This window comes from Acinetobacter sp. 802_lipA (assembly GCF_058242885.1).
In genome coordinates this window covers 2,863,035-2,886,529 of sequence record NZ_JBZAYP010000001.1, presented here as the reverse complement: position 1 = coordinate 2,886,529, position 23,495 = coordinate 2,863,035, and the positions used below count along the sequence as shown (strand labels likewise).

Below are 23,495 nucleotides of genomic sequence, written 5' to 3'. Positions count from 1 at the left end.
TATTAGGCATAATCGCTCACAATAGTGCCACTATTAATCATTCGAGAATTTCATGACTGATGCATTAACGTTAAGAGATTTGTCCAAAACCTATAAAAATGGGTTTCAGGCTTTAAAAGGCATCGATTTAACTGTTCCTGAAGGCGAGTTCTATGCCCTTCTTGGACCAAATGGTGCAGGCAAATCTACAACGATTGGTATTATCAGCTCATTGACCAAGAAAACCTCAGGCACTGTCGAAATTTTTGGACATAATCTCGACACACACCCCTCTCAAGCCAAACAGTGCTTAGGGGTTGTACCTCAAGAGTTTAATTTCGGTCAGTTTGAAAAAACCTTCGATATCTTAGTCACACAAGCGGGCTATTATGGTATTCCTAAAAAAATTGCAGAAATTCGTGCCGAAGAATATTTAGAAAAACTAGGCTTATGGGAAAAACGCGGTGTTCAAGCCCGTATGCTTTCAGGTGGTATGAAACGTCGCCTGATGATTGCCCGTGCCATGATGCATGAACCGAAACTCCTTATTTTAGATGAACCCACAGCAGGGGTTGATATTGAGCTACGTCGTTCGATGTGGGACTTCCTCACAGAAATGAACAATAAAGGCACATCGATCATTTTAACCACACACTATTTAGAAGAAGCAGAAATGCTGTGTCGTCGAATTGCCATTATTGACCGTGGTGTGATTAAAGAAGACACCAGCATGAAAAATTTCCTCAATCAACTCAATGAGGAAACCTTTATTTTTGATTTGGCCGCACCGATTGAACCAATTCATATCGACATTATTGGGGTTCGTTTCCATTTAGTCGACGCCGTGACTTTAGAGGTGACTATGGATAGAGCGCATACCCTCAATGACTTATTTCAATTGCTCGAATCGCAAGGAATCCAAGTCCGCAGTATGCGCAATAAATCCAACCGTTTAGAAGAACTGTTTGTGAAGATGGTCGAAAAAAATCTCGAAGGAACTACGCCATGAACTTAAATCAACTTAGCGTAGCTTTATATACTCTGGTGCATAAAGAAATTCGCCGCTTTATGCGCATCTGGCCGCAAACCTTACTTCCACCTGCCATTACCATGAGTTTGTACTTTGTGATTTTTGGTAATTTGGTCGGTTCTCGTATTGGCGAGATGGGCGGTTTTAGCTATATGCAGTTCATCGTACCTGGACTGATTATGATGGCGGTGATTACCAACAGTTATGCTAACGTTTCTTCGAGCTTTTTTAGTGCCAAATTTCAAAAAAGTATTGAAGAGCTAATCATGAGTCCTGTACCTTTGCATGCCATTTTATGGGGCTTTGTCTTAGGTGGTGTCTGTCGCGGGGTCTTGGTCGGTATTATTGTGACAGCTATGAGTTTATTTTTTACTGACCTTTATATTACCAATTGGTTTGTTACCATTTACACCGTCTTAGTCACCTCGTTCTTATTTTCACTGGGTGGTTTTATCAATGCGGTGTATGCGAAATCTTTTGATGATATCTCCATCATCCCAACATTTGTGCTGACGCCTTTAACTTATTTAGGTGGCGTATTTTATGCCATTTCAGCACTCAGCCCTTTTTGGCAAAATTTATCGTTGATCAATCCGATTGTATATATGGTCAATGCTTTTCGTTTCGGTATCTTAGGTCATAGCGATGTTAACGTCGTCGTCTCCCTATCTGTTATGACCATATGCTGTGCAGTGCTTTATGGCATTGCTTACTATTTACTTTCTCGTGGTTCAGGAATGCGTGAATAATGAGTGTAGAACATTCTCTTTTGGGTAAAGACACCAATTACCCTACAACTTATCAACCCGATATTCTTTTTCCTATAGCCCGTGCTACAGCACGTGAGCACTATGCACATGTTGAAGGTATTCAACAAGGTAAAGACTGGTGGCATGTTTTTGAAATTTCTTGGTTAAATCACCTTGGTGTTCCGCAAGTTGCCATTGGTCGCATCAGCCTACCGGCCACCTCGCCCAACCTCATTGAGTCAAAGTCATTAAAACTTTACTTTAATAGCATGAACTTTACTCAGTTTGAGTCTAAAGCTACGTTTAAAGAAACAGTCGAACAGGATTTATCGGCAGCGGCTGGCGCAGATGTGAATATTGATCTTTTTCATGTCGATGATGTGGAAATTAGTCAACCTGAAGGTATCTGTATTGATGAACTGACTCCGACCCAATTGGAAAATCATCCCAATGCAAATCTATTGGCATTAGATGATACTGCGGAAGATATTGAAGTACAGATTTACTCACATTTACTCAGAAGTAACTGCCCAGTCACTGGACAACCTGATTGGGGCACGGTATTTATCCGATATAAAGGTAAAAAGCCTTGTTATAACAGCATACTGGCTTATATTATCTCTTATCGTCAGCACAACGGTTTTCACGAACAATGTGTGGAACAAATATTTGCCGATATTTGGCAAAATTTGAAACCTGAAAAGCTGATGGTGTACGCAGCTTATACACGCCGTGGTGGTTTAGACATTAACCCTTGTCGTGTGTCAGATGTGTCATGGATGCCCCGCCCAATTCGATTGGCGCGACAATAAAATAAAGAACATTGAGGTTAATACACGATGCCATTTTTTGGTTTTATTCCATCGACTGAACTTTTACAGACTATTCAAACTGCTCAGCAGAAGAAAGACTCAAGTGAACCTTTATATCCACTTCGAGACAAAACAGCACTACTGATCAATGATGAAATTATTGATGCCATTTTGACTGAGTTAGTACGTCGTTTCCCACCGAGTGATAAACGAGACACAGCCGAGAAACTAGCTGGCTATATTAAGTCAACAGTTGCGGTTCTGTTGAAGCAGCTTTTAGGCAAATCATCGAATGATGTGGTTCAAGCATCGATTCAGTTTTCTGAAAAAAGCTTGTTTAAAGATGCTGAAGGTCAGTTCCGTGTGGGTGAAGCGTTAGATGCAAGCTTAGTGACCAACCTCAAATATAACTATGCTGAAATTAAAGCAGGCAATGAAGTAGATAAAGCCGCGTTAACTGAACTGTATAAACAGTTTGCTGAAGCGACTGTACGCCACTTCATGAATGACTTTAATAAAACCCTCGATTTGGGCATGATTAAGCGTAAAGCGGCCGATATCGGTTCTGCAGCTGTCATTAAAGCAGTGCATATTGCTGCCAATAAAATCATCCCCAATCTAACCAAAGATGAACTTTTAGCTTTAGCTGAATATCACGACACCTTATTTCATGCTTAAGTGCTAAAAGTCTTTCGAGGCTTTTCAGATCAAAATGACTCTACCTATGTAGGGTCATTTTTGTTTCTAAGCTGTGATTTCTTGCTCTTTATATAAAGCTATATAAAGTCCATATATAAGCTGAGACCAGATCTTTTTGTCATTGTCACTAGACTCTAAACACTACAATTTTAATTGCTTCTATATAAGGAAGACTTTTTATATCAGTCAGTAAAACTTGACTTATATAGTCACGTAAATACTCTGCCTAAAAATCTGCGCCATTTTAAATAATCTGTCCTTTATATAGGCTGAGTTTGTCTTTTTTTGTATACCTATTTGCCCGCTTCAGTACAGACAATGTTATCTTAAAGCCTATTCACGCTAGACTCCGTTCACAAGAATTTCGACATAACAGAAACGCGAACTATGGGCTTTACCCTATTCGCTTTGCTCCACTGCCAATAACGACTCTGGAAATTAGACTTCTATGTTAAATTTAAACTTTTATAACAAAGTTAAACGTTTACCTTTATTGATTGGCGCTTTGTCGATCACCAGTTTTTGCCAAGCCAACGATTTCGCTTCTCATCCTGACTATGTCAGCTTTAAACAAAAAACCATGCAAAATTATGGTCTGTCTGCTGAACAAGTTGATTGGGCGATGAGTGGTTCTAAAAATGTACCTAACATCATCAACATTATGAACCGCCCTGGTGAAAGTAAACCGTGGTACGAATATAAAACCAACTTTATGGCGGAAAGCACCATTCAACGAGGTGTCCGTTTCAAAGCACAATATGCAGATACTTTAAACCGTGCCGAACAACAGTTTGGCGTACCGCAGTCAGTCATTCTCGGCATTTTAGGGGTAGAAACAGGTTTTGGGAGCAATAAAGGTAATTTTGTCACCCGTGATGCTTTAGCAACTTTAGGTTTTGGTTACGAACGTCGTAAGCAATATTTCCAAGATGAACTCAGTGCTTTAATCGCATGGAGCTATAAAGATGGCGTGCCAACCAACTCAGTTGTAGGTTCTTATGCAGGTGCGGTGGGCTACCCACAATTTATGCCTAGCAATATTCCAAAGTTTGGTGTGGATTATGACAGCAATGGTCATGTCGATTTACGCAATTCAGCTGTCGATGCCATCGGCTCGATTGCCAACTATTTAGCAAATCATGGCTGGCAACGTAATCAGCCAATTGGATTCGCAGCACGCTATAGTGGCTCAAATCCTGAATCAGTGATTGCCAAAGATTTAACTTTACCGACGCCTTATGGTGTTTTAAAAAATCAGGGCATTCAACCGACCAATCCGATTGTCAAAATCGATGATTTAGATATGGTGAATGTGATCCAACTACAGGAAAATTATGGGCAAAGTTATTACATCACTTACCCTAACTTTCAAGTGATTACGACCTATAACAAGAGCCGTATGTATGCGACTGCAGTGTGGCAATTAGGAGCTGAAATTGCTAGCCGATAAGGCTAGCTTTTTAATCAAGTTTGAGATGTCAATAAAAAAATATTTAAAAATGATGTAAATTTCGGCATTTTTCACACTTTGTTACAATGTCGATTATTTTTTAACCAAAAAATGTTCAGTTTATGTAGTTTTTATCATTATTTTAATTAAACACTAGACATGCTTATGACTGCATGAATATTATCCATTTCGTCAAATGTTGTTGCAAAAGTGAATTAACAGGCAAGTTTTTTTATCTTTCAACCACTTAGTTTAAAGAAAAAAGTATTGTCTTTTGGAGTTTATAAATGCAGTCTTCACTTAAATATATACTGGCCATTGCCTCGACCATCGCGCTGAGCCAATCGCAAGCAGAGATGGTTCAGTCATCATTTACCAATGATAATGATAACTCTCGCCTAGCTGCGCGTGTCTTGAATAAAGATGCTCAAGGCTTCAACTCACACTTCTCAAATTTAAATAGCCTTTCAATCACTGAACGTTCAGGCGATAAAATTCGTCGCGAAACAATCGCTGCAAAAATTGAGATCCCTGAAGAAGAGCCTTCAGTGATTGAAAAGTTAAATACTGTTGCATCAAATACAGTACGTAAGTTTAGTCAAACGGGCATGGCGTCTTGGTATGGTCGTCAGTTCCACGGTCGTAAAACAGCAAGTGGTGAAACATTCGATATGAATGCATTAACTGCAGCTCACCGTAGCTTGCCGCTAAACTGTTTTATTCGTGTAACGAATAAAACCAATGGTAAAAGTGTTGTGGTTAAAGTAAATGACCGCGGCCCATTCCACGGTAACCGCGTGCTTGATCTTTCTTATGGCGCTGCTAAGCAACTGGGTATTACCAATGCCGGTACTGCGAAAGTCAGCATTGAACGTATTGATGGACCAAACTCTTAAGACTCTTTCCTACAGCACGCATTTGACAGCAAAGCCACAGTAATGTGGCTTTTTTATTGTCCTATCTTTGCCTAATGTTTTACACAATCGTAAACAGCTCGATCTCCATCATTTGATCCCTCCCAGATGCTTAGTTTGAATAAGATGCGAAATCTAATCGATCCGATTTTTTGAAGTGAGTGTGCTCACATCTTTACAGCGGTGGAAGACTAGCAAAATTAAATATTTTCTCAGCTCATTCTTATCTGATCAAAGCCAATTTTTCTACCCACCTTGAACTGTAGTTTTATCCATTCGTCAAATTCAAATGATTTTATGAATTACCTAGTAAATTGAGCGCCATTTTGGGGATATTGGATTCACTATTGCCCTACATGTTTTTATATAATTGAGTCCATTCTATGGACCAAAACTCAAAAGAAAACCTTCTTATTTCTTCAAAGTTCTCAAACCCCACCTCATTTGCTCTATATTCAACTTTTTTAGTTCCCCAATCAAAGCTACGCCAATTTGATAGACATAGAAAAAATCGCAAATGGTGAGCATTTAGGGCAACACAAATTTAAAAGCAATGAAAAAGATCGGGCTCTCGCACCTTTTCATGCTTTTTTCGGTATTTTATGGGCCTATTTGCTGATGAAATGCTAGAAATCGAATAACAGATTCAGACCGTAAAAAAATCCTAAACTCAGCAAAATACTGAGCAATAATTTTCTCGTCAAAAGAGTGATTAACAACGTAAAAATTGCCCCATAAAAATAACTATTTTGAAGTATCCCTTTCCAGTGCCCGCCTTCGAAAAAAACCAGTGGCAAACAAATCGAAACCATCAGACAAGGCGCCGCATATTTCAGCATGCGTGTCGCAAAGTTAGGCAGGCGAATTTGAGTTTTAGGCTCTAAAAATAAATACCGATTAAAAAAGGTCACACAGGTCAAGCTCAAAACAAATAACCAGGTCATGTTTTAGTCCTCCGCTTGATCAAAGAGCGCAGCAACCCACATCCCACTAAACCCAGCCAGCAAAATAGCTGATCCTATTTCTAACCAACTCAAAATCAGCACCATGATCGAGGAACTCACAACACCATAAATTGCGGCTTTATTTTGAATCAGCATCACTGCCATAACCAAGAACACCACCACAATTGAAAACTCTAAGTGGAGATTTGAAAGATCAGGCACAGTATTCGCAAGTAAAATACCTATTAAACTAAACAGCACCCAACTGACATAAAAGCTGAATCCTGCACCCAACATATAGGCATAAGACGGCTTTTCGTTCAGCATCGCGGTGGCGTAGAGTTCATCGGTTAGCAAAAAGCCGATGCTCAGTCTTCTTTTGAGTGACCATGGCTTCACCTCCTCTCTTAAACTCAGTGCATAAATAAAGTGCTGACTGGTTAGAAAAAATACGGTGATCAGAATACTCAGTAAAGATGCACCCGTCATGAGCATACTCAAACTGACCAATTGTGCCGCACCTGCAAACACTAACGCTGACATGCCTACAGCTTGCATGACACTCAGGCCCGCATTAATCGCTGCTGAGCCTGCCAATATTCCCCATGGAATAACCGCGACAGAAAGCGGCAACATATCCTGTACACCACGGAAAAAGCTTAAACTTTTCTGTTGGATCAATTGCGACTGCACAGCAGACTCCATTTTTCAATTCGCTAGAGTCAATATGCGGCATACCTTAGATGGCTTTCTTGTATGAAATTGCTGTTATTTTAAATTTTATGTGCCAGATATTGCGCAGGCGTACAGCCCAAAGACTTTTTAAAATGACGAGTGTAATGGCTTTGATCAGAGAAACCACAGAGTTGTGCTACTGTCGCAATCTCACAGCCTTGTTTAAGTAAATATAAAGATTTACGTAAACGAAACTGTACCAACCATGCATGAGGTGGAAGTCCAGTAAACTTTTTAAATTGACGTAGTAAATGCCATGGGCTCATCCCGACGACAGCGGCGAGCTCAGCCAGTTGATGCTCTCTTTCAGGTTCCGCAGCAAGTAGTTCTTGTACCAAGACTACTTTACGCTGTGCTTCAGGCAAGTCTTTTAATATTTTTTTAGATTGATTATAACGGCTTAATAAATAAGCCAAAGTTGATATATATAAACTCTGTTTAAACAGTGTATTTTTTGGTTGTAACAACAAATCGAATAGCAAATTCAATTGTTCGGCTAACCCTTCATCATGAACTACAGCTTGCGGAAACCACGGCATAGTGCCGGCTTCATGAAAAAAATCTTGACTCACTTCTTGAATCATTTCAGGGGTCGGATAAATTGCCCGATAACACCAACCAGTTTCAACAGCAGAAGAACCCGTATGTACCTCATCAGCATTCACTAAAATAATGTCGCCTTGCGGTGCAATATGCTGATTTCCTGTGCGCAAAAAGGACTGTGCACCTTCATCAATTAAACCAATACAATAGCCTTCATGGGTATGTTTTGAAAACTGCGTATGCTGATAGGAGGCTTTTAACATTTCAAGACCATCAAGTTCTTGAACATGATGGTAATTTACAAATTCACTGGGTCTGATTTCGTGCATGAGTTGGCCTCTCCTGAACACTCAGCATACTGCGATTCAGCAAAACGTATAGAACAAAATTGCTCTACTACTGATAGGTTTTCCCTTGGTGTTTTAACCAACCACCTTCATGGCGCTGTTGTGGATCGTGATGTGTCCAGTGGATCACCCCGCCTTTTTCACTATATTCGTATTCACCATTGAAACCAACGGTATCGCCTTTTTGTAAGCGTTCAATGCGTGGTGCCAAATCAATATTATGTGCAACCAAAACCGTCATTGCATTAGGGAGTTCTACAATAAATTTTTGATGACGAGAACCATCATTATCATCCTTAAGCACAGCCACAACACGCCCTTGTGATTGAACTTGAATATTACTTTTCCGGCTTTGAAACGCTTGGGCAATTTTTGTTGTGCCATCAAGCACCTGATTTTGCGGTTTACTGGTCTGTGTAGTGGGTTCTACCGCGACTGATGGTGTCGATGTTTGTAATTGATTTTCTTGAAGATCGATTCCGAAATATGCAGCAATCAAAAGTACGATCACCGCACCAATACTCAGGTTGGTTTTGTTGGCCACTTATCTACCTCCTCGTTTTATTTTTATTAATTGTATAAAAAAAGCCCCAAAGGGGCTTTTTTTACTCAAAATAATTTTTCAATTATTTTGCAGCAGCTTGAGCAGCAGCAACTTCTTCAGCGAAAGAAAGTTCAACTTTTTTCTCAATACCTTCACCCACTTCAAAGCGAGCGAATTGAACAACTGTAGTACCAGTTGCTTTAAGAACGTCAGCAACTTTCTTGTCGTTGTCGATTACGTACATTTGACGATCAAGAGCAACTTCGTTCAAGTATTTCTCAACTGAACCAGTGACCATTTTCTCAACGATGTTTGCAGGCTTACCAGATTCGATTGCTTTAGCTTCAGCAATTTCTTTCTCTTTAGCGATAAGTTCAGCAGATACACCTTCAGCAGAGACAGCAACTGGATTGAACGCAGCAACGTGCATTGCAATACCTTTACCAGTCGCAGCATCACCAGTGTAAGATACAACAACACCGATTTTTAAACCGTGTTTGTAAACTGCAAGGTTTTCGCCTTCAATGATTTGAGCACGACGAACTTGGATGTTTTCACCGATTTTTTGAACAAGAGCAATACGCGCTTCTTCTACAGTTGCACCATCTTCAAGTTTCAATTCAGCAATTTTAGCAGCATCAGTTTCGCCAGCAGCTAACGCAGCAGCAGCAACTTGAGCAGAGAAACCAGCAAAGTTTTCGTCTTTAGCAACGAAGTCAGTTTGGCAGTTTACTTCTAAAAGAAGCGCTTTGTTACCGTCTTGAGCGATAGTGATTGCGCCATCAGCTGCAATGTTACCCGCTTTTTTAGCCGCTTTAGCTTGACCAGATTTACGAAGGTTATCAATCGCTAATTCGATGTCACCATTCGCTTCTGTTAATGCTTTTTTACATTCCATCATTGCAAGACCAGTACGATCACGCAATTCTTTAACCATGCTTGCTGTAACTGCAGTCATGTCAATCTCCTAAATACGGTAGAAAATGAATTCTTTTTAGAACAGAAACGGCCCAGAGCTGTCTCTTGGGCCGTCTGCATACATGACGCTTACTTTGCCACCATCACATGTCGCAAAAATGACAAGCTTACGTCAAACGCATTAAGCCTCAGGAGCTTCTTTAGCTTCTTCAACTTTAGCTTGTGCATTTGCTTGTGATTGAGCATATTCTTTACCAGCAAGAATCGCATCAGCCATAGCAGAAGCATACAAAGTAACTGCACGGATCGCATCGTCATTACCCGGGATAACGTAGTCTACGTTGTCTGGGTTAGAGTTTGTATCAACGATACCGATTACAGGAATACCAAGGTTTTTAGCTTCTTTAATTGCAATTGCTTCGTGATCAACGTCGATTACGAATAATGCGTCAGGTAAACCACCCATGTTCTTAACGCCGCCTAAAGCGCGTTCAAGTTTTTCCATCTCACGAGTACGCTCTAAAGCTTCACGTTTAGTAAGCTTAGCGAAAGTACCATCTTGAGATTGAGTTTGAAGATCTTTAAGACGGTTGATAGATTGGCGAAGTGTTTTCCAGTTCGTCAACATACCACCTAACCAACGGTGATCAACATATGGTTGACCAGCACGTTGTGCTTGTTCACGGATGATGTTAGAAGCAGCACGTTTCGTACCAACAAACAATACTTTATTCTTTTTGCTAGCAAGGTTGTTAACAAAGTTCAAAGCATCATTTAACGCAGGAACAGTGTGCTCAAGGTTGATGATGTGAATTTTGTTACGCGCACCAAAGATGTATTGACGCATCTTTGGGTTCCAGAAACGTGTTTGGTGACCGAAGTGTGCGCCTGCTTGAAGAAGGTCGCGCATGCTTACGTTGTAATCTGCCATTTTCTTTACCTTAAAGTTTGGGTTAGGCCTCCATATATCCGCATCCTCCACCCTAACGGGCACCCAGAGAAATGTGTCGATATATGTGCGGATTTTATTGCCCCATCGCACAAAGCCCGTGAAATTTATTCACGAAAAAGCATTTGATAAAATGGGCGGCTATTTATACCATAGTCACACACAAATTTCCAAAAGTTTTTAGAGATCATGAACAGTACTTACGAAGCACCCCGTCGACTCATCAAAAGCGCTGAAGACATCGAAAAGATGCGTGTGGCTGGACGACTGGCGGCTGAAGTCTTGGATATGATCAAGCCACATATTAAACCAGGTGTGACTACACTTGAGTTAGATACGATTTGTCACGATTATATTGTCAATAAACAAGACGCAATTCCAGCATGTTTAGGTTACGGTGCAGCACCGGGTCGCCCTGCTTTCCAACATGTGATTTGTACTTCTGTAAACCATGTGGTCTGTCACGGCATTCCTTCAGATGCAAAAGTGTTGAAAAAAGGCGATATTTTAAATATTGATGTGACGGTCATTAAAGATGGTTTCCACGGCGATACCAACATGATGTACATCGTGGGTGGCGAAACTTCTATTATTGCGAATCGTTTATGTAAAGTGGCACAAGAAGCAATGTACCGTGGAATAGCAACAGTGAAGCCGGGTTCAACCATTGGCGACATTGGTCATGCCATTCAACAATATGTCGAATCGGAACGTTTTGGTGTCGTGCGTGAATACTGTGGTCACGGTATTGGGACTGTGTTCCATGACGAACCTCAAGTCTTACACTATGGTCAGCCAAACTCAGGCATGATTTTAGAAGAAGGCATGACCTTTACCATTGAGCCAATGGTCAATGGTGGTGACTGGAAAACTAAATTATTGGGGGATAAATGGACGGTAGTGACCAAAGACCATAGCTTGTCTGCACAGTATGAACATACGTTATTGGTCACTAAAAACGGGGTTGAAGTTTTAACTGCACGTCCTGAAGAAGATTTATCACGTTTTCAGTCTTAAATGCTGTCATTGGCATAAAATATGATGCCATCTGTCAAAAAGACCACCTACTGGTGGTCTTTTTTATGACTAAGTAAATATTGGATTTGAAATTTTTTCTTTATTTTACAAACAGCTAGAATCAAAAAATACTCAACAGTAGCGCTCTATTATATTCATTCATCTGTAACAAAGATTGCAAGCTAGTAACACGATCACACAAAACAGGTTTTGACATTCACAAATGTAAAAAACACATGTCCTTCAAAAACAACAGCTTTATCGTAGCAGCAACCTTAATAATACGCTCTATAAAAACGAATAGCTAATTTGGACATGGAGTCCCAGAATGAAAAAAACATTGCTTTGTGTAGCAACGTCTATTGCTGCCTTGCCTGTGCTCACACATGCAGATTCACCTTATTTTAGTCTACAAGATGGTGATGGATTTAAACGCTTTTCTGTATCGGTCGGTGCTTTACACGTCATGCCACAAGGTAAAGCTCAACCCTTCCGAGTTAACACATCGGTTAAAGGAGGCGAAACTGCAAAAGTTGGAGATATCAAAGCACAAACGGTGCTCGACAATATCAAGCCAGGAAGTAGCGTCAATCCTCTCTTAAAGGCTACTCTTGATGGGCTTGCTTTAATTAATGCTGATGTCCCCTCAGCATTAAGTGGGACTGCTGAAATCCGTGGACTCAGTCAATGGGATAATCCAGGTACGGGTTTAGAAGCCGATGATGTCACTACATTGGGCATCATGACCAATTACTTTTTTACCGACAATATTTCTTTTGAAATGAAAGCAGGGATTCCACCAAAAGTCGATTTACAAGGTAAAGGAAAAATTTATGCGCCTTTTTCAGCAACTGCAACACCTATGGGCGGAGCTTTAGGAAATTTAGAACTTGAAAATGATATTTTCATTACCGATTTGGAAGCATACGGCCCTGCGGCATCTGCACGTGCATGGACACCTGCTTTCGAGTTCCAATATCACTTTGGTAAAACAGGTGTGAATAAATTCCGCCCCTATGTCGGTGTTGGAATGATGTATGCCTACTTTAATGAGTTGGAAATTAACCCACAAACTGAAAAAGATTTAATTGCGGCAGGTCATATGATTGCCAATATTAAAGAAGAAAATGCGGGTGCATCACTTGAGGGGAAAAAGAGTTCAGCCAATCCTAAAGTTAAGCTAGAAGCAACCGATGCCTTCGCGCCTGTTGCAACTGTCGGTTTCACCTATGACTTTAATGATAAATGGTTTGCTGTCGGCTCTGTGTCCTATGCCCATCTTAAAAATGAAACCACGATCACCGTCACAGATGTTACGCACGGTGAACTGATTAAATCCACAGCCGATATTGAAATTAACCCCATTCTGGCGTATGCAGGTGTCGGCTACCGGTTCTAAGCTTTAAAAGAACTACAAAAAAGACGACACCAAGTCGTCTTTTTTCATGAATATTCGTTGTTTTTATTGATCAAATAGTCAATTTTTTATCATCGCTTTCAGCAAATAATTCACTTAATATAGCGAACTCTAAGCTCATTTTTTGGTTGAAATATGTCAGAAACTCATTTTTCCAAACCGCTGATTTACATGCTCATTGGAAGTGCAATAATTCTGGCATTATCACTGGGTGTCCGACATGGCTTTGGACTCTACCTGGTGCCGATGAGTGATGAGTTTGGCTGGGGACATAATGTTTTTAGTCTAGCGATTGCAATGCAAAACCTAATTTGGGGCGCTGCACAGCCCTTTACAGGTGCATTAGCAGATAAATATGGCTCTAAGATCGTGGTTACCGTCGGTGGTGTGTTGTATACCATCGGTTTGCTGCTTATGGCAGTCAGCTCTACGGGTTGGTTACTCAACTTAAGTGTCGGTCTTATTTTGGGCCTAGCATTATCAGCGACCTCTTTTTCTGTATTGTTATCCGCGGTGGGTCGTGCTGCACCGCCTGAAAAACGTAGCCTTGCTATGGGTATTGCCAGTGCAGCGGGTTCTTTTGGGCAGTTTATTATGCTGCCGTCAACCTTACTGCTGTTACAAAACTTTGGCTGGTCTGCGGCGTTGGTCGTTAGTGCACTTTTAATTGCGATGATTGTTCCGCTGGCTTGGATGCTCAAAGCTCCCGCCTTTGTTATACCGAATGCTTCAACCAACCAAGTTCAGCTCAGTTTTAAAGATATCTTAGTGATTGCGAAAAACCATAAACCATTTTGGTTCCTATCACTCGGTTTTTTAGTCTGTGGCTTCCAAGTGGTCTTTATCGGTATCCATTTACCTGGCTATTTGATTGACCATGGTTTTAATGCAACCACAGGAACTGTTTTCTTAGCGTTGGTCGGTTTATTTAATATCGTTGGCACTTACACTGCGGGTTGGCTAGGTGGGAAATATTCTAAACCAAAGTTACTGATGGGCTTATATGGGCTCAGAGGCATTGCGATTATTGCCTTTTTGATGCTACCGCTCAGCACAGTCACCATCTATAGCTTTGGTGTGGTGATGGGTTTATTATGGTTATCTACAGTGCCTTTAACCAATGGTATTGTGGCCAATATGTTTGGTATTAAATACCTCAGCATGCTGAGTGGCATCGTGTTCTTTACCCATCAAGTTGGTTCATTTTTCGGTGGATGGTTGGGTGGTGTGAACCATGACGTGACAGGTAATTATGACTTGATTTGGCTGTTTTCCATTATTCTGAGTGTTTTTGGCGTACTGGTACATTTCTTTGTCGATGAAAAGGCGGTTGTCCATGACTAATTCATTTTTATGGCTCAAGTGTGGTATCGGCATTAGCATCGTTGCTTTGTTTGCTCTGGCGATTAGCCTTTGGCTGAATACGCCTGACCTGTTTGAGTATTTTAATCAGGCGTTTTGCGCACATTAAATCTGTATATTTTGAGCTCAATATTTCATTATAAAAGAAAAGCAATACAATCATTAGCTTAGTATTTTTTAAATTTTTTCATAAGTTTAGAACTTCTTTTAATTTTAAGATTACACATATTTTGATTACATTTTCTCTAGACCCCATATCTAGAGAAAATAATCAAAATGACCGCATTAACCCAACTTTCACAAGCGATTCATGATGCCCCGCGTTGGCATCAACCTGAACAATTTCAAAATCCAGAAGAAATTCAAATTATCCCACTGGCGGAAGAAGCCTTAGGTGCTGTGGTTTTTGGTTTAGATGCCCGTAAAGCCCAAGCAGGAGAAACTATCTATCGCTTAAAACAAGCTTTGGCTGAACATCTGATTTTAATTTTTAAAAACCAAACTTTGGATGATTTGCAATATTTAGCCTTTGCCCGCTATTTTGGTTCCATTTTCCGCCCAAGTGCAGACAATCCTGTACTGGCTAGCCAGACTGATACTGGTGTTCCACCCGATGTGGTTCCTGTTTCCAATGCGGTCGGTCAAGGCGACTATACTGGTCATGGCGAACTCACCCCACATGCCGATCACCAGTGGACACCTATTCCCTCTTTTGGCTCTCTGCTCTATGCCCTTGAGCTTCCTCAAGACGGTGGACAAACCTCTTGGTTCAATACCATCAAAGCCTATGATGCGCTTCCCGATAACGTCAAAAAGCAGATCGACCAGCTACAGCAAATTACTTATAACCCATTTGTCCGTGCGCAAAGTAATACAGGCAATACGGGTTATGGCGACAGCCCTTATTATCGCTTTAAAGATCAACCCATTTTAGGTCATGCCTATCCGCATCCCTTAGTCCGCACACATCCAGAATCTGGGCGTAAAGCGCTTTGGCTCAATACCCGTTCGGAAGTTGAATTACTCAATGTCGATGATAGCGAAGGCAGTGAACTGATTGCTGCACTTCGTACGCATATCCTCAAACCTGAGTTTCGCTATGAACATCACTGGGAAACTGGAGATATTATCTTTTGGGATAATCAGGTGACACTACATTCACGTCGCCCCTTTCCGGTCGATCAACGTCGCTTACTCAAACGTATTAGTCTTGCAGGTGGGCGTCCTTACTAAGCGATAAATAAAATGAATGATTTATTGGTATGACACCAAAATGTCACGATTGTTTTAGATAATCTGTTAAAAAACCAATAAAAAAGCCCATCGTTTGATGTAATGCCAGTCAGTTAAGCAAAAAAAGTTAAAATGCTGTAAAAAGAGCGTATGTAAATACGCTCTTTTTTTATGAATTTATCTCAGAATCTAGATTTAACATTAAAACAAACCTTACCTTCACTTTCACAATTCAGTGAATTGATTGATTTAAACTGGATTGAAGATTGCTTAGACCAAACAGGTAAAGCATCAATTCGAAAAAGAAAACTGCCTGCTGAACATGTTGTTTGGCTGGTAATCGGACTTGCTCTATTTCGAAATCAACCGATTTGGTATGTGGTTCAACAATTGCAACTTGTTTTCGGTACGGCAGAATACTGTGTACCGAGTGCATCCGTACAAGCAAGACAACGCTTAGGCTTAGAACCCATGAGTGCTTTATTTTCGACATTAAGTCAGGCATGGTTTAAAGACTCACAACAACAATATAGCAACTTTCACGGTCTATGCGTTTGTGCTGTAGATGGTGTGGTTTGGTCTATGCCTCATACAGAAGAAAACTTTAAGCACTTTGGTTCATCCAAAGGCAAAACAGCAGCTGCACCTTACCCACAAGTTAGAGCGACTTGCCTGGTGAATACCAATACCCATGAAATGATTGATGCCCAAATGGGCAGTATGGATCAAGGTGAATTAACCTTAGCCAGTCAATTAAAAGCACCAGTTCGCAGTATTACCCTATTTGATCGTGCTTACTTCTCTGCTGATTTTTTAGTGAGCTGGCAATCTCAGGCAGAAGAGAGTCATTGGTTGATGCGAGCAAAGGACAACCTGCGTTATGAAGTGATTCATCATAATGCGGCCCATGACTTTCAGATCAAAATGCCTGTTTCAGCAAGAGCAAAAAAGATAAATCCGTCATTGGGTGACTATTGGGAAGCACGTTTAATTGAAGTTGAATATGCAGGAAAAATAAGACGTTACATTACATCATTAACAGATTCTAAAGTTTATCCATTCAAAGACCTTGCAATGCTTTATATCCAGCGTTGGGAAATAGAAATGTGTTATCGGGAAATTAAAAGTGATTTACAGGATGCAAGGATTTTAAGAAGCAAACAACCTGATTTGGTCTATCAAGAATTGTGGGGGGTATTTATTGCATATAATATCTTAAGAAGACAGATGAGGTTTATCGCTGAACATGCAAAGGTGAGTCCTTTAAGGATCAGTTTCCATGTTGCATCTATGAGTATTATCAATATCTTAAGGCACACACCTTTAGAATCAGCAGGAAACCTACCCAAACATTTAGCGCAATTATTTGAACAATCTAAAATATTTGTATTACCTGAAAAAAGGCAAAGGCAATGTCCGCGAGTAGTGAAAATTAAAGCACAAAAATATCCAAGAAAATGCCAGTCAATTTCTTAACTGACTGGCATTACATCGTTTGATGGGCTTTTTTTATTTCTATGACTTAAGCATTGCGTTTCGCAAAGTCATCCATAAAATCCACTAGGGCTTGAACGCCTTCTAGTGGAACTGCGTTATAAATACTTGCACGCATCCCACCAACTGAGCGGTGACCTGCAAGGTTCAACAAATGGTTTTCTTCAGCTTCTTTGAGGAAAAGTTTCTCCAAATCTGGATTCGCCAAAGTAAAGGGCACATTCATAATTGAACGGTTTTGCACAGCAATTGGGTTCGCATAAAAATCGCTTGCATCGATATAACCATAAAGTAGTTTCGCCTTTTCAAGGTTCACTTTATGAATCGCTTCAACACCGCCTTGTTCAAGCAACCATTCAAATACTAGACCGGATAAGTACCAAGCATAGGTCGACGGTGTATTGACCATCGAATCATTCTTCGCTTGCGAAGCGTATTTCAAGATGCTTGGAATTTCAGGTTTGGCTTGATCTAGCAGATCTTCACGAACAATAACCAAGGTTAAACCCGCTGGGCCAATGTTCTTTTGCGCGCCTGCATAGATGATACCAAATTTAGTCACATCAACAGGTGCAGACAAAATACTTGAAGACAGGTCTGCAACCAATGGCGCATTGGTTTCTGGAATAGCCGCAAACTGAAGACCACCAATCGTTTCATTGTCAACATAATGCACATAAGCCGCATCTTGAGATAAGTTCCAAGTGCTTGAGTCTGTAATGGCAAGTTTTCCATCAATTTGCGTACCCGCTTCAATGACGTTGATATCACCATAACGCTGCGCTTCTTTCAGTGCTTTTTCAGACCAAATTCCAGTATGGATATAGTCCGCTTTGCTGTTTTTACCCAACAAATTTAAAGGAATCGCGGAAAACTGAAGTGAAGCACCACCTTGAAGGAACAAGACTTTATAGTTCTCTGGAATGTTCATGAGTTTACGTAAATCTGCTTCTGCTTTTTCAGCCACAGCAACATAGTCTTTACTACGGTGACTCATTTCCATGATGGAAAGACCCTTGCCTTGCCAATCAAGCATTTCAGCTTGTGCTTTTTCTAAAACGGCAGTAGGTAATGCAGCAGGACCAGCACAGAAGTTGTACGCGCGCATGATTTTTCCTTTCAAAGTGAAACACAATAAAATGATGGCATTTAACCACAGATAGCCAGTGCTTGCAGTAAATTCAACTGAAAATATTTCAATGTAATCTCACCTTTACAGTCAAAAACTCAATCAAGATCAACGATCCAGTTTGAACTCATCACTGCTCAATCAATTACAGCAACACTTTCCCATTCACCTAAGTTCAAACGAAAGCATTTCCTTTGCTTAAAAATGTCGCTAATCTATTGATATACATTTGCAAATTAAACAATTCAGTAACTGAGTCAGCATTCAGAACAGTTAGATTATGCGTATAATGTGCAAAAATATAGAAAAGAGTCGTGCTCATGCCACAAAGACTATTCAACATGCTTAATACACCAGCCAACAAATTCTTATTGCGTACATCACTGCCATCAATCTTGTCATTAAGCATGTTCGGTCTCAGTCTCGGAATCAGCTCGACGACTTTTGCTGCATCTATCAGCTATCAACAAGCTGAGCAAAGTGTGTTACAAGACTCGTATAGCACACAGGCCACCCAAGCCTTACAACAAGCCTCAAAACTAGAAGCTGAAGCGGTCAAAGGTTTGGGGCTCCCCCGTATCGATCTGAACGTACGTGCCTATGCTTTTCATAATGAACTTGATGTGCCTCTTGGTGCACTCAAAAATAATTTAGAACACACACTTTCTCAAAACATTAATGACCATATAAATCAACAAAATCTGCTACCTAATATTTCTGACCCGTTAAAAGAAGGTATTAATCAGACCATCCATAATGGTGTCGGGCTTATTCCGAATAGCTCGCAAATCACCTTAGAAGATCAAGTCATACGCCCGACGATTTCTGCAATGATGCCGCTTTATACAGGTGGGTTAACCTCAAGTGCGAAACAAGTCGCCAATATCAAAGCCAAACGTAGCGAACTCAATACAAAACAACAGCAAGACCTACAACGCTTTGAGCTGATTCAAGCCTATTTCAATGTTCAACTGCAAAAACAGTTGCTCACGTCTAGCCAATATAATTGGCATGCAATGCAAAAACACTATGACAATGCACTTAAACTTGAACAACAGGGCTTTATTAGTAAAGGCCAGCGCATGCAGTTTGAAGTGGCAAAAAACAATGCACAGCGCAGTGAACAAGCCAGTCAGGCCAATTTAAAAGCCAGTTTATTTCAACTGAATAACCTTTTGCAAAGCAGCCAAATTACTGAGCTCACCACACCACTCTTTATTAACAGTACCCAAAACCAAGATCTGAATACCCTACTCAGGTCATATGCAGATCAATCGGCTTTAGTACAAAAACTGCAAATGGACACCCAACTGGCGCAAGCCAATGTCACCGCACAAAACGCCGCCAAGAAACCACATATTTTTGCCTTTGGTGAATACAGTCTAGACGATAAAAATAACTGGATCGTTGGCTTAGCCGCACAGTACAATCTGTTCTCAGGCATTGATAAAAACAAAAATGTCCAAGCAGCAGAGTTACAACGCTACGCTTCTGAACTGATGACAGCACGTACCAAACAAGAAATTGAAAATGTGATTTATAAATCGTATAGCGAAGCCACCACAGCGCAGCAAAGTGATCTATTGTTACAACAAAATATAAAAGCAGCGCAAGAAAATTTACGTATACAAGAACTGTCCTTTAAAGAAGATATGGGAACGGCGACACAAGTGATCGATGCACAAAATATGCTCGGCACTTTAAAAGCAGAAACCGCACTAAATGCCTATAAATATGTCATGTCACTGGCGACGCTTCTACAAAGTCATGGTTCAATCCATCAGTTCCAAACCTATCTTCTGCAACCCAATACGCGATTTATTCGTTAATTCTTTGATGAGAGCCATTTAATGAATCAAGATCAAAACCAATCTGATCCGCAAAAACCTGAAAAACAAGAAGATCAAGCGGTGCCATCAACAGAGGAATTAACCACAAATGATACTCAAGAGCAGGTACAAGCTGAGACCGAACAGACTAAGCCAGCATCAGCCAATACAAACACCGAGCAAAAGTCCAAAGCAATCAAGCTGATTGGAGGCCTTGCTCTCATTATTCTATTCATCGTGATTGCTTTTGGACTGTGGAAGGCCTATCAACCGAAAACGGTTGAAATCCAAGGTCGAGTTGAAGCAGAAACGATCCATGTTAGCACCAAAGTGCCAAGTCGAATTGATGAAATTTATGTACATGACGGACAGAAGATCAGCAAAAACCAAGAACTCGTTCGACTGTATAGCCCTGAAGTCGATGCCAAAAAACAGCAAGCACTGGCCAGCTTACAGGCTGCTTTAGCACTCCAGTCCACTGCTGACCGTGGCTCTCAGGAAGAAAATATTGCGAGTTTATACGCCAACTGGCAAGCACTGAAAGCACAGCAAACTTTGGCACAAACCACCTATCAACGTGGTGCAAACTTGTACCAACAAGGTGTCATCTCACGCCAACGTCGCGATGAAATGCAAGCCGCGGCACAATCAGCCGCTCAAATGACAGAAGCAGCATATCAACAATATGCTCGGGCTGAACGTGGCAGCACCCCACAGCAAAAAAGTTCAGCAGATGCGCAAGTGCAAATTGCAAAAGCAGCTGTTGCTGAAGTCAATGCACTTGAAGCTGAAACCAAACTACTCTCACCCATTGACGGTATCGTCTCTAAAACTTATGGCAAGCCTTCCGAGCTAGTAGCAATGGGTGTGCCGATTATCAGTATTATTCAAGATCGCGAGCTTTGGGTATCACTGAATATTCGTGAAGACCAATACGCCAACATCTATCAAGCAAAACAAATTGAAGGCTTTATTCCAGCCTTAAACCTGAATACAAACTTTAATATTAAGAATATTGATGCCGAAGGCGAATTTGCCACCATTAAGACCACACGCCAAACAGGAGGCTATGACATTCGTAGCTTTAAAGTTCATTTGACGCCTGCGCAAGCCATTCCAGACCTAAAAGTTGGCATGAGTGTGTTGTTTAAAGTCAAAGAGAGCAAATAATGCTAAGCGGGCTACTGCGGGAACTGAACTATTTACTCAAACATAAGTGGGATCTATGTTTAGTCACGCTTGCCCCACTGTTTATTATCGTGCTGTTTTCCAGCATGTTTGCCCAAGGCAAGCCTGAACATTTGCCTATTGCGATTATTGACCAAGACCAAAGTGAGCTAAGCCAAAACATACAGCGCTACTTAAGACTCAACCATACCTTAGATGTCGCCATCGTCAGTGATCAAAATACCGAAGTTGAAAAGCTGCTGAACCAAACCAAAGTTTGGGGTTACGTCAGTATCCCCAATGGCGCCGAACAACGTTTTGTTCAAGCTAAAGATGCTGAAATCAGCATTGCCTATAACCAAAGTTACTTTAGTGTGGGTAACACCATTTCATCAGCCATGTTACTCAGTACAGTTGAAGCCATGGCGGACTATGCTGGTGAAAGCTATTTAGAAAATACGATCCCTTATTTAGATGTACCTACACCACACGTTAAAATTTCGACCTTATACAACCCAAATTTGAGTTATGAGTTCTATTTAGAACCCTTTATGATTCCTGCGATTTTGCATTTATTGCTCTGCTGTTGTGTCGCATTTTCAGTAGGTCAGGAATTTAAGTTTGATACAACACAAAACTGGCTAAACAACCAATCTGCTTTTAAAGCCATCCTCACTAAAAACCTGACCTATGTACTAATTTTTAGCTTATGGACATGGGCGTGGATGTTTTGGCTGATTGAGATTCGCGGTTGGTTTGTTGCAGGTCAGCTTTGGTTGATCATGTTGGCACAGCTTTTATTTTATAGCGCCTATGCCTTGATCAGTAGCACCATTGTTTTAGCCACCAACAACTTATCTAAAACCTTTGGTTTAATTGCTGTGTATGGCGGCTCTTCGCTCAGTTTTGCAGGAGTGACTCTCCCCTTAAATAACGCACCACTGTTTACCAAATTTTGGGCCAATATTATCCCTTACACACCTTATGCCAAACTACAAACCGAACAATGGGTCATTGGTAGCCCAATCAGTTCATCACTGTTGCCTTTACTCATACTTATCCTCTATGTGGTCTTTTACGCTGTGACCTCTGTCCTGCTCCTCAAAAAACGAATCAAAGGAGCAGTGTCATGAAGTCATTTTTGCACTATTACATCAAGACATTTAAAGACATTATCGCCAATCAGTCGATTTTAACCACGCTCATCCTCTCGGTGATTTTCTATAGTGTTTTCTATCCGACTGCCTACAAAGCCCAACAAGCAGAAGCTTTGCCCATTGTGATTGTGGATGAAGAACAAAGTATCGTGACCAATAACATCATTCAGCAAGTTTCGCTCAGTCCAAATGTGGAAGTGAAAGCTGTGACGGGTAATTTCCTCGATGCTGAAAATATGATTAAACAACAGCAAGCCGATGGTATTTTGCTCTTACCCGAAAATCTTTCCAATAGTCTTCGGCATGGCGAAGTCGGTGGGATTGGGCTCTATCTCAGCGCGGCAAACTTCTTAAAAACCAAGCAAATTGGACTAGGTCTCGCTACCTCAATTGAAAATGCTGTACGCGAGCACGTGGAAAAATTTGGCAATATTTCGCACTTTTCTCCAGCCATTTCCATTCATCAAACGCCGCTTTTTAACACCATGTCGGGTTATGGCAGTTATATTTTCCCCGCCATTGCCCCGCTGATTATTCATCAAACCATCGTGCTCGGTTTAGGGATGTTATTGGCCGGATACCGCGAACAGAAATGGCGACCAACGACGACAGAATTTTTTGCGATTTTTTGCGCCATTCTGACCATTGGTATGCTCGGTTGTTTATATTTATTTGGCTTTATTTATTGGTTAAATGACTACCCACATGGGGGAAATTTTAGTGGCATGTTACTGGCCGTGCCAATTTTTATAGGCTGTATCGTGGCTTTAGGCATGTTAATTTCAACATTTTTCGATATGCCTGAGCGTGCAGGACATGTCATTGTATTTACCTCTATTCCTCTATTTCTACTTTCAGGAACAGCATGGCCACACGCCGCAATGCCCGCTTGGATGCAATACTTGGGCAATGTTTTGCCATCGACCCAAGGGATTCAAATCTTTATTCAACTGAACCAAATGGGTGTACCGACTGCACTTATTCTGCCGAAACTACTCTATCTCTTTGTGTTTGGTATAGCTTGCGCAGCATTTGCTTATTGGCGTCTCAAGCATCACTAAATTTTAGAACGTATTG

At 40.9% G+C, this 23,495-nt stretch carries 23 protein-coding genes; 16 read left to right on the top strand and 7 right to left on the bottom strand.

Annotated elements, in window-relative coordinates:
- The first annotated feature begins 52 nt into the window (after positions 1-52).
- From AC4CU3_RS14305 to AC4CU3_RS14280, 6 genes are all read left to right on the top strand, one after another.
- Positions 53-988, top strand: a complete 936-nt coding sequence (locus tag AC4CU3_RS14305) for an ABC transporter ATP-binding protein (protein WP_279044416.1) — start codon at positions 53-55, stop codon at positions 986-988.
- The gene (locus AC4CU3_RS14300; RefSeq protein ID WP_004982514.1) at positions 985-1,758 is read left to right on the top strand and encodes an ABC transporter permease; all 774 of its coding nucleotides are present in this window, start codon (positions 985-987) and stop codon (positions 1,756-1,758) included. The genes AC4CU3_RS14305 and AC4CU3_RS14300 overlap by 4 nt, the downstream gene beginning before the upstream one ends.
- Positions 1,758-2,570 (top strand): NADPH-dependent 7-cyano-7-deazaguanine reductase QueF, encoded by an 813-nt coding sequence (gene queF, locus AC4CU3_RS14295; protein ID WP_279044419.1) that lies wholly within the window; start codon positions 1,758-1,760, stop codon positions 2,568-2,570. The genes AC4CU3_RS14300 and queF overlap by 1 nt, the downstream gene beginning before the upstream one ends.
- A 27-nt stretch (positions 2,571-2,597) precedes the next feature.
- A complete protein-coding gene (locus AC4CU3_RS14290; protein ID WP_234304686.1) occupies positions 2,598-3,248 on the top strand; it encodes a hypothetical protein in 651 nt (216 codons plus the stop codon).
- A gap of 469 nt (positions 3,249-3,717) precedes the next feature.
- The gene (mltB, locus tag AC4CU3_RS14285; RefSeq protein ID WP_279044425.1) at positions 3,718-4,719 is read left to right on the top strand and encodes a lytic murein transglycosylase B; all 1,002 of its coding nucleotides are present in this window, start codon (positions 3,718-3,720) and stop codon (positions 4,717-4,719) included.
- 287 nt (positions 4,720-5,006) lie between these two features.
- A complete protein-coding gene (locus AC4CU3_RS14280; RefSeq protein ID WP_004695839.1) occupies positions 5,007-5,615 on the top strand; it encodes a septal ring lytic transglycosylase RlpA family protein in 609 nt (202 codons plus the stop codon).
- Between the two features lie 644 nt (positions 5,616-6,259).
- Here AC4CU3_RS14280 and AC4CU3_RS14275 read toward each other — a convergent pair.
- The 6 genes from AC4CU3_RS14275 to rpsB all read right to left on the bottom strand — a co-directional run bounded on the left by AC4CU3_RS14275 (position 6,260) and on the right by rpsB (position 10,595).
- On the bottom strand, positions 6,260-6,577 hold the full coding sequence (locus AC4CU3_RS14275) for an AzlD domain-containing protein (protein WP_130234928.1): 318 nt from the start codon (positions 6,575-6,577) through the stop codon (positions 6,260-6,262).
- 3 nt (positions 6,578-6,580) lie between these two features.
- On the bottom strand, positions 6,581-7,282 hold the full coding sequence (locus AC4CU3_RS14270; RefSeq protein WP_279044428.1) for an AzlC family ABC transporter permease: 702 nt from the start codon (positions 7,280-7,282) through the stop codon (positions 6,581-6,583).
- A 68-nt stretch (positions 7,283-7,350) separates the two neighbouring features.
- Positions 7,351-8,184 carry an AraC family transcriptional regulator gene (locus AC4CU3_RS14265; RefSeq protein WP_078426468.1) on the bottom strand — a complete coding sequence of 278 codons (834 nt, stop codon included), beginning with the start codon at positions 8,182-8,184 and terminating at the stop codon, positions 7,351-7,353.
- 67 nt (positions 8,185-8,251) lie between these two features.
- A complete protein-coding gene (locus AC4CU3_RS14260; protein WP_078426467.1) occupies positions 8,252-8,746 on the bottom strand; it encodes a DUF3465 domain-containing protein in 495 nt (164 codons plus the stop codon).
- Between the two features lie 82 nt (positions 8,747-8,828).
- Positions 8,829-9,704, bottom strand: coding sequence for a translation elongation factor Ts (tsf, locus tag AC4CU3_RS14255; RefSeq protein ID WP_078426466.1), 876 nt, complete (start codon positions 9,702-9,704; stop codon positions 8,829-8,831).
- Positions 9,705-9,845: 141 nt separating this feature from the next.
- Complete coding sequence (rpsB, locus tag AC4CU3_RS14250) at positions 9,846-10,595, bottom strand: 30S ribosomal protein S2 (RefSeq protein WP_004982536.1); 750 nt, start codon at positions 10,593-10,595, stop codon at positions 9,846-9,848.
- Positions 10,596-10,802: 207 nt separating this feature from the next.
- Here rpsB and map point away from each other — a divergent pair, with 207 nt between their 5' ends.
- The 6 genes from map (at position 10,803) to AC4CU3_RS14220 (ending at position 17,118) form a co-directional block, all read left to right on the top strand.
- Positions 10,803-11,630 (top strand): type I methionyl aminopeptidase, encoded by an 828-nt coding sequence (gene map / locus AC4CU3_RS14245; protein WP_279044432.1) that lies wholly within the window; start codon positions 10,803-10,805, stop codon positions 11,628-11,630.
- A gap of 328 nt (positions 11,631-11,958) precedes the next feature.
- Positions 11,959-13,029, top strand: a complete 1,071-nt coding sequence (locus AC4CU3_RS14240; RefSeq protein WP_279044433.1) for an OmpW family outer membrane protein — start codon at positions 11,959-11,961, stop codon at positions 13,027-13,029.
- Between the two features lie 153 nt (positions 13,030-13,182).
- Positions 13,183-14,391 (top strand): MFS transporter, encoded by a 1,209-nt coding sequence (locus tag AC4CU3_RS14235; RefSeq protein ID WP_279044434.1) that lies wholly within the window; start codon positions 13,183-13,185, stop codon positions 14,389-14,391.
- On the top strand, positions 14,384-14,518 hold the full coding sequence (locus tag AC4CU3_RS14230) for a hypothetical protein (protein WP_017397043.1): 135 nt from the start codon (positions 14,384-14,386) through the stop codon (positions 14,516-14,518). Before AC4CU3_RS14235 ends, AC4CU3_RS14230 begins: the two co-directional genes overlap by 8 nt.
- A 167-nt stretch (positions 14,519-14,685) precedes the next feature.
- Positions 14,686-15,642, top strand: coding sequence for a TauD/TfdA family dioxygenase (locus AC4CU3_RS14225; protein ID WP_279044435.1), 957 nt, complete (start codon positions 14,686-14,688; stop codon positions 15,640-15,642).
- A gap of 171 nt (positions 15,643-15,813) precedes the next feature.
- On the top strand, positions 15,814-17,118 hold the full coding sequence (locus tag AC4CU3_RS14220) for an IS4 family transposase (protein ID WP_062032364.1): 1,305 nt from the start codon (positions 15,814-15,816) through the stop codon (positions 17,116-17,118).
- A gap of 46 nt (positions 17,119-17,164) precedes the next feature.
- Here the strand turns inward: AC4CU3_RS14220 and serC are convergent, their stop codons facing one another.
- Complete coding sequence (gene serC, locus AC4CU3_RS14215; RefSeq protein ID WP_279044436.1) at positions 17,165-18,244, bottom strand: 3-phosphoserine/phosphohydroxythreonine transaminase; 1,080 nt, start codon at positions 18,242-18,244, stop codon at positions 17,165-17,167.
- A 341-nt stretch (positions 18,245-18,585) separates the two neighbouring features.
- Between serC and AC4CU3_RS14210 the strand changes: the two genes are divergently transcribed.
- Genes AC4CU3_RS14210 through AC4CU3_RS14195 form a run of 4 tightly spaced genes read left to right on the top strand, consistent with a single transcriptional unit; the run spans position 18,586 to position 23,479 of the window.
- On the top strand, positions 18,586-20,094 hold the full coding sequence (locus tag AC4CU3_RS14210) for a TolC family protein (RefSeq protein WP_490738334.1): 1,509 nt from the start codon (positions 18,586-18,588) through the stop codon (positions 20,092-20,094).
- 21 nt (positions 20,095-20,115) lie between these two features.
- Positions 20,116-21,264: an HlyD family secretion protein gene (locus AC4CU3_RS14205; protein ID WP_279044437.1), complete on the top strand. Its 1,149-nt coding sequence runs from the start codon at positions 20,116-20,118 to the stop codon at positions 21,262-21,264.
- Positions 21,264-22,394, top strand: a complete 1,131-nt coding sequence (locus AC4CU3_RS14200; RefSeq protein ID WP_279044438.1) for an ABC transporter permease — start codon at positions 21,264-21,266, stop codon at positions 22,392-22,394. Before AC4CU3_RS14205 ends, AC4CU3_RS14200 begins: the two co-directional genes overlap by 1 nt.
- Positions 22,391-23,479, top strand: a complete 1,089-nt coding sequence (locus AC4CU3_RS14195) for an ABC transporter permease (protein WP_279044439.1) — start codon at positions 22,391-22,393, stop codon at positions 23,477-23,479. The genes AC4CU3_RS14200 and AC4CU3_RS14195 overlap by 4 nt, the downstream gene beginning before the upstream one ends.
- Positions 23,480-23,495 lie beyond the last annotated feature (16 nt).